Raw genomic sequence first — 6,903 nt, forward strand, 5'->3', positions numbered from 1 at the left:
AGTTGGGTTATCAGTTTGAACACATATATAGGTAATATGGATTAAAGTGGACACTCACTAAGACTTAATAAGTTATCAGGGCTTTCTCCATCCGCTTCCGTTTTTAAATACTTGTTTCCATATCTGCTAACCGCGACAATTACGTTTACAGTTCGACCACCTTTGCTGACATAGAATGTCCATTTCCCATTTTCAATTCCTTGTATAGCATCTTCTTGAGTAAGCTTCCATCTAGTCCCGTTACTGTTCTTTCCTCCTATACTTTTAATCCTCTCGTGAGGATTGTAACGATCGTTTTTGTTAACACATAAAACTTCGTGTCCACTCGCCATTTCTTTTCATCCTTTCTATTCTTTTGTTACACCCTTAAATGGAGTGCTGCTGCTGGTCTTTTGATCCATAATTCGTCCAGTATTGCTGTCTCGCTTCACCCAGTTTCCATTTGGAGCTTGGAATTGACTTCTTCCTTTTACTGCTCCAACTCTGCCGTTTCCTTTCGCACCGTTTTTTGCCATTAGATTCACCTCCTTTCATAAATGTTGCGTTGATATTCAACTCAACAATCTTCTTAAAAAAATAGATGCCTTAGAAATCAAAGGCTATCTGTCCATTAAAGTCGCTTTCGGAATTATATACTTGTCCATCACGGACATAAAGCAAATCTAACTGTTTTAGTCTATAACAGAGGGCACTAATTGAAACATTAAGCAGTTGCGCAAGCCAGTATAAGCTGGGCATAGCGATCTTTCCAGTGGACTTTAAATTTGCAATGGCTTTCTGCATTACAGGCTTAGGCATAAGGATAGCTCCTGCAAACATGTCTGCTTGGATCTCTACCGGAGGCTTCACAGAAGAACTTCTACAATAAAAGACCTTGCTATCGCCTTCAAGACTGAGAACTGTCTGTTGATTTTCTTTATCATCTACATGCAATACCCAATGTCCCAATTCATGCGCCATCGTAAATTTCATGGTCCCTATCTTTTCGCTGAACAAATCCTTCTGAGTATCATTCATAATAATCTTCTTCTGGCTAGGAATGATAGCTGCCATAACTACACCTGAAGAGTCAAAATGATCAATCGGCTCCCAGCTAAAATCCAATCCATAATGAAATTCTATAATCTCTTCAATAGGTATAGCCATAGGAGTAGATTGCTCATCACAATTAATACCAAAGTCGTACAAGACATGAAGAGCAATATTCTCTAATTGTTCAGGAGAAAGATAGGGGAATTTAGACATCTTGTTACTCCTCATTGTCCTTAGTTTCATCAATTATTCGCTTAATTTCTTTCCATTGAGTCTGCGAGAATTTAGATGCGCTTCTTAGAAACACAGGTACATCTTCAATTTCTGTGATCACCTTTTGAAAATCAGCAGGGATTTTGTTAGCTGCTATAAGCAGCTTGTCAGAATCAACGTTAAAAATTTCAGCGATTTTAATAATTTTGTCTTCTGCTGGAGGAACCATTGTCCCACTTTCAATCTTACTAATGTAAGTAAAATCAATTCCTACCATATCCGCGAGTTTTCGTTGGCTGATTCTATGCTCCTTCCGGAGTTCTTTAAGCAATTCTCCAAACTCACTCAATGTTTCACTACCCTTCTACAAACACATGATATAGTATGTTGATTTAAAAGTCAACACTATATAAGCGAAAATTTCTTTTATCTGTTATTTAGTATTATACCCTGTATTGAAGGAAAGATAATAAGAATTTCTTGTAAAAAGCGAAAACTATACAGTCTGTCAAGTGATCATTTGGAGACATACGGCTCCAACAGCTCTATAAAAGGACTGACAATTAGAGGTGGATAATTTGTGATAAACCTTGTTAGTTGCGAAGACATTCAGAATTGTAATATGATTTGTTCGGAGATATAAGGCCCTACCAGCTTGTGGACTGGATGGTTCAGGGCCTTTTCGAACTGATTATATCAGATGAAACAGGGGGATGGCACAGTGGATATTGACATGGAGGACATGACTGCATACATTGTGCAGAAGACAGGTCAAACCGAGGGCATCATCGACAGTATCTTAGAATGTGAAATGGAGTTCCTGGAGAGCAAAGGACTCGTTGGCTCTGGACCAGATGATCCTTCTCTTACGAAGGAGCCTGTCTTTGTAGATACCGATGAGTTAGAAGATTTCATTGTCAAAAAGCAGGGCTTCTTGAGTAGGGACGTAGTTGCCGCTGTTCTAGAAGCTGTAGACGAATTTATGATAGCGACGGGGAATATGGATGAATAATAAGCTTCAATTTCCCTGGTACTAACGTTTCCCTTGATTAGATGACAATACATAGCTGCTGCTTAAAGTTTGGGGCTTTCCCGTCAATAGGGAAAGCCCCTTCCGCCGTTTGCACGGCAGAAGGGGCTACACTTAAAAAATGCTTTTCAGTCTCCGAACTGAAGCAAAGTTCCACATCATTGACCCTTCGTTTGTCATCCAGATGGATCTTCTTGATAATTAGGTGCAGGAGCGTCTTGCGCTGCTCGAATGGCGACTTGCGGAGCAGTTCATCAAACCGCTTGATTAATGACCGTACAAGCTCGTAAGGCACCGGTTCAGCCACATCGCCCCGCAGTTCCAGCTCCAGTCTTGCCTTTTGGGTAAGCTCATTGTCCATTTCGCCGTTGATGACCTTGAGCCGCTCGGAGAAAAGGTTGTAGTTGATCTCATCGCGTTCATACAGATCAAGATACTTTCTCCTTTTATCCTCTAAATTGGCTATGCGGACATTAAACCTCGATAGCTCGTCTCGGAGCGGCTTGATCCTTCCAGACCTCTTCTCGTTCACGTTCTTGACGATGGCCTTCAAGATATCCGGCTGTTCAAGAACACTCTGAATCCGGTCCGTGACCGCTTTCTCCGCCTCAGCCTTACGGATGCTGTTCGCGTGACAGACGGAGCTGCCCTGGCTTCGAAAGCGTCCGCAAGAGTAGTACATGCGTGTAACCTTCGTTCCATCTTTTGAACGATTCACTGTACGGCTGGCGGTCATCGCCGCCCCGCATTCGGGGCAGCGGATGATTCCGGTCAGCAAGTACTCGCCCTCAAAGCGCTTTTTCGGCATGTCGCCCTTTTTCTTCCGCAGAAGCTGCACCTTATCCCACAGGTTCTGGTCGATAATCGGCGGGTGCTGCCCGTCTTCCAAAATCGGATGATCGTTTTTGCCGCGACGCCGTTTCTCCCCCCAGTTCTGGTACTGGTTGTAGCGAATTTTGCCTACAAATATCGGATTGTCCAGCAGATTAGCTATGGCGCAGGTAGAAAAAGGCTTTTTTGTACCGGTACGATACCCCTCCCAATTAAGCTCATTGGCAATGGCCTTGAGTCCTTGACCGGATGCATACATTTCAAATATTTTTCGGATCAGTACCGCTTCTTCCTTGATAATGACCAGCTTGGTGTCTCGGTTTCGTCCGTCGGCGGAACCTTCAACACGGTAGCCAATAGGCACTTTTCCATTGTGTTTGCCTGACTTGGCACGCTGCCGGTGCCCCATCCTTACGTTATCGACAATGGTTTCCCGCTCCAGTTCGCTAATGGCACCCATCAAATGGAGACTAAAACGTCCCATTGCCGTTTGCGTCTCAAAATTCTCGGAGAAGGAATGGAAGGCAACATTGTGCTTTTTCAAAAATTCTACGATTTGCAGTAGGTCAATGTTTTTGCGCGCTAACCTATTGATCTTCCATACGGCTACCTCATCGATCAAGCCTGCCTTTACATCTTGGAGCAACCGCTGAAGCTCATAACGTCCCTCCGTGCTTTTTCCGCTAATACCACGATCGACATATTCGCCGACAATTTGTTTTTTGTATAAGGTGCAGTAACTTCGCAGCGTATCGAGCTGGGCATCTATGGAGTACCCATGCTCGGCTTGCTCTTCGGTCGATACCCGCGCGTAGATAGCTACCCGGATTGTTTCTTCCATTCTGGCGGTTCGCCTCCTTCGTTTGATAAGGGAGAGATACTGAGGTGAAACAGCCCCGCATTCCCATGAATAACGGCCTGCCGCATATCCCGATCCGGTGGAATGGTTATACTCTGAATGAGGCTACGGTACAGCGCCATCTTCTGAGGAGGAGCCGCATTTCTGATAATTGCCTCAAGGTTCTCCACGGCTTGCCGTACTTGTTCCAGCGGGTAGATTTGCTTGGAAAAGCCGGAGACTGTACGTTCCAGTTCGGCTCGTTCCATTTGCAACTTTTCAGCTTCCCTCTTTATGTCTTCCAGTTTTTGTTTTAACTCGGTTGCAGCAATATGATTTTCTTCAAAAAGCTCATAGCAGCGAAGCTTCCGCTTTGGGAGGGTGGATTCTTCTCCGGCAATTCGCTTCAGCCGTTCCCGAAGAGGGGCTACCTCATTTTCATATTTTTTCTGAACCTTTACCATGAGTTTCTCAATAAGGATGGGATTGCTCAGAAAAAGGGCAAGACGGTTGCCTACGCGCTGTTCGACTTCATCTGCACGAATGTGATACGCGCGGCAGGCGGCGGAACCATGGGAAGCGTAATCGCTACAAATATAGTAGTGGGAAATGGTAGATGATATGCTCTTACGCTTCCTATGGACATGGCTTGGAATCATGCCCTTCCCGCAGGAAGGACACTTGAGCAGCCCTGACAGCGGAAACAAGCGAGCGTGTAAAGTGTCAACGGGTTTAGAACCTGCAGGCAACAATTCCTGAACCTGATTCCACAGTTCCATTTCAATGATAGGCTCATGAGTACCCGTTACAATACTCCGGCTGCGGCTTTTGGCTGTACCTTCCTGTGAACTATATGTGATTAGGCCAATGTAATTGCGATTGGTCAGAATTGATCGGATTGTGGCGGGACTGAAGGCTTTACCGCGCTTTGTTGCAAAGCCTTCCCGGTTTAACCGATGAGCGATGCTTCTATATCCTTGTCCGTCCACATACGATTGAAAAATGTATCGAACCAGTTCGGCTTCTTCGGGTACAATTTCTGTGTAAGAGAGCGCCGGATTGGTAGGATCAGGCAACCAGCGGTAGCCGAGTACCTGGTTGCCTGCATTTCATTTGCCTTGTCGGCTGCGCTCCTGCATCCCAAGCCGTACATTCTGAACAATCTGTTCCCGCTCAAACTCAGCCAGTGCGCTCATGACTTGAAAGGCACAGCGCCCCATTGGCGTATCGGTTTCCAGTTTTTCTTTTAAGCTGTATAAACCAATCTTGTGCTGCTCCAGAATTTCCACCAGCGACAGCAGATCGTGCATATTGCGGGAGAGGCGATTGAGACGAAGGCACATTACACGGTTAAAACATCCCTTTCGGGCATCGGCGAGCATCTCCTGTAAGGCTGTTCTGCCCTCTATCGATTTTCCGGATCGTCCGGCATCTACATAAATTTTGAACGGTGTTGCACCTATCAACCGGCAATGAGTGAGCAAGGCCTCGCGCTGGGCATCAAGACTGAACCCTTCCTTTGCCTGAATTTCCGTAGATACACGAATGTAGAGTGCCGCAATAACCTCGTTTTTCACGATAGTCACCCCTATATTTTATGAATTATGAACGTTTTACGATACCAGCCGAAAGTCTGTCGTCCCGAGAAGTTCTGCGGTCATTTCCCACTCCAGCCGTGCTTCCTCTTCTCTTTCCATGTGCGCCAGCACAGCGGTCCTCACTTGCGGCGAAGCCTGCGATTTTAAATAGCGGACAATCATGTCGGTAAGAATGTCCATTGCAAGACTCCAATCGGTTGGGTCCGATACCTGGATATCCATAGTCAACACTCCTTTACTTTTTCTTCTTTCGATACTCGATGATCTCAAAGATAAACAACGTCACAGCATTCACCAAACCGATCACGGCACGCTTCAAGGTCGATCACTTCCGAACACGTAGGCCATTACATCAGCCCCCGTTCCTTCATGCTCACGAAGGTACCATCTCCGACAATAATATGGTCTAGCAGGTCGATAGAGAGTAACTGCCCGGATTCAAAGAGGTGCCTGGAGACTTCGATATCTTCTTTACTCGGCGATGGGTCACCTGATGGGTGGTTATGGAAACACATCAGCGATGCAGCATTGGAAAGCATACAGATTTTATAGACTTCACGGGGATGGACAAGAGAAGCATTCAGAGTGCCTACCGAAACGATTTGAAAGGCATTCGGTTGATTCTTGGTATCCAGTGTTAGAACTGCAAAAATCTCTCGATCATATTCACAATTCCCAATGAGCTGCCTGAAGAGTGCTGCGGCATCCTCCGGCCTGCGGATGACCCTTTGAGGGTAAAGAAGGGACGTTTTCTCTCGGACTATTTTAAGGGTCACATACTCAATTCGCTTGGAGGCCTCTCTCCTACTCATGGTTGGGTGCCTCTTCACAACGTTCGGCAAGCCAGCTCATCGTCTCGTTATCCAAGCCAATCGCTGGGATGATGTACTGAGCAAGCCAGTTGTTGTCCAGCAGAACCCCGGCTCGAAAGGCGATAGCGCCAGGCAAATCAAAGCGTTCCACGTACTCTAAACTCATGGGTTGACCGTTTAACAGTGCAAATACATTGTCCCCTGGTTCACACAAAATGAGCGGGTGGGAGAGCAGATGCTCCAACTCCTCACCCGGCTCAGCCTCTGCTTGCAGCCCCTCCAAAAGGTCAGACACAAATCTTTTCAGTGTCTGAGGAAACGATTCGTGGTTCAACTCGGCCAGGTCTTGCTTCGATTGAATGATGATCATGATCTTGCCCCTCTCTAGTGATAGATATGGATTCAAGATCATGATATTTAGTTCAAAGACCGGTCACTTCGGGTCGGGACGGGCTTGTCAGCCCACCCCGCCCTGCAAATCCCCACGCTCCCCCTTTGACCCGCCGGAAAAAATGGGGACTGGAGACCGGCGTTGATAAAGGGCAATCT

The 6,903-nt window shown here is 46.1% G+C and carries 11 protein-coding genes; 1 reads left to right on the top strand and 10 read right to left on the bottom strand.

All coding sequences use genetic code 11. The annotated features are described in order from the left end of the window. Positions 1–41 precede the first annotated feature (41 nt). The 4 genes from BN3772_RS06885 to BN3772_RS06895 form a co-directional block, all read right to left on the bottom strand. A complete protein-coding gene (locus tag BN3772_RS06885; RefSeq protein ID WP_042198098.1) occupies positions 42–332 on the bottom strand; it encodes a DUF3892 domain-containing protein in 291 nt (96 codons plus the stop codon). A 15-nt stretch (positions 333–347) separates the two neighbouring features. Next, on the bottom strand, positions 348–515 hold the full coding sequence (locus tag BN3772_RS30870) for a hypothetical protein (RefSeq protein ID WP_167336655.1): 168 nt from the start codon (positions 513–515) through the stop codon (positions 348–350). A 70-nt stretch (positions 516–585) separates the two neighbouring features. Then, a complete protein-coding gene (locus BN3772_RS06890) occupies positions 586–1,245 on the bottom strand; it encodes an ImmA/IrrE family metallo-endopeptidase (RefSeq protein ID WP_042198100.1) in 660 nt (219 codons plus the stop codon). A 4-nt stretch (positions 1,246–1,249) separates the two neighbouring features. Next, positions 1,250–1,594 (bottom strand): helix-turn-helix domain-containing protein, encoded by a 345-nt coding sequence (locus BN3772_RS06895; protein ID WP_042198102.1) that lies wholly within the window; start codon positions 1,592–1,594, stop codon positions 1,250–1,252. A gap of 372 nt (positions 1,595–1,966) precedes the next feature. Between BN3772_RS06895 and BN3772_RS06900 the strand changes: the two genes are divergently transcribed. Beyond that, positions 1,967–2,257 (top strand): hypothetical protein, encoded by a 291-nt coding sequence (locus BN3772_RS06900; RefSeq protein ID WP_042198104.1) that lies wholly within the window; start codon positions 1,967–1,969, stop codon positions 2,255–2,257. A 37-nt stretch (positions 2,258–2,294) separates the two neighbouring features. Here the strand turns inward: BN3772_RS06900 and BN3772_RS06905 are convergent, their stop codons facing one another. The 6 genes from BN3772_RS06905 to BN3772_RS06930 all read right to left on the bottom strand — a co-directional run bounded on the left by BN3772_RS06905 (position 2,295) and on the right by BN3772_RS06930 (position 6,724). Beyond that, positions 2,295–3,947 (bottom strand): recombinase family protein, encoded by a 1,653-nt coding sequence (locus BN3772_RS06905; RefSeq protein WP_042198107.1) that lies wholly within the window; start codon positions 3,945–3,947, stop codon positions 2,295–2,297. Further along, complete coding sequence (locus tag BN3772_RS06910) at positions 3,926–5,020, bottom strand: recombinase family protein (RefSeq protein WP_086074445.1); 1,095 nt, start codon at positions 5,018–5,020, stop codon at positions 3,926–3,928. Before BN3772_RS06910 ends, BN3772_RS06905 begins: the two co-directional genes overlap by 22 nt. Positions 5,021–5,053: 33 nt before the next feature. After that, entirely contained in the window at positions 5,054–5,521 is a 468-nt protein-coding gene (locus BN3772_RS06915; protein WP_042198113.1) for a recombinase family protein, read from the bottom strand. A gap of 36 nt (positions 5,522–5,557) precedes the next feature. Continuing rightward, a complete protein-coding gene (locus tag BN3772_RS06920) occupies positions 5,558–5,764 on the bottom strand; it encodes a hypothetical protein (RefSeq protein WP_042198115.1) in 207 nt (68 codons plus the stop codon). Between the two features lie 125 nt (positions 5,765–5,889). Next, the gene (locus tag BN3772_RS06925; protein ID WP_042198117.1) at positions 5,890–6,354 is read right to left on the bottom strand and encodes a JAB domain-containing protein; all 465 of its coding nucleotides are present in this window, start codon (positions 6,352–6,354) and stop codon (positions 5,890–5,892) included. Further along, positions 6,347–6,724 carry a hypothetical protein gene (locus BN3772_RS06930; RefSeq protein ID WP_042198120.1) on the bottom strand — a complete coding sequence of 126 codons (378 nt, stop codon included), beginning with the start codon at positions 6,722–6,724 and terminating at the stop codon, positions 6,347–6,349. The genes BN3772_RS06925 and BN3772_RS06930 overlap by 8 nt, the downstream gene beginning before the upstream one ends. Between the last annotated feature and the right edge of the window lie 179 nt (positions 6,725–6,903).

Origin of the sequence: Paenibacillus camerounensis, assembly GCF_000723885.1 — a bacterium.
GTDB classification, from domain to species: Bacteria; Bacillota; Bacilli; order Paenibacillales; family Paenibacillaceae; genus Paenibacillus_AQ; species Paenibacillus_AQ camerounensis.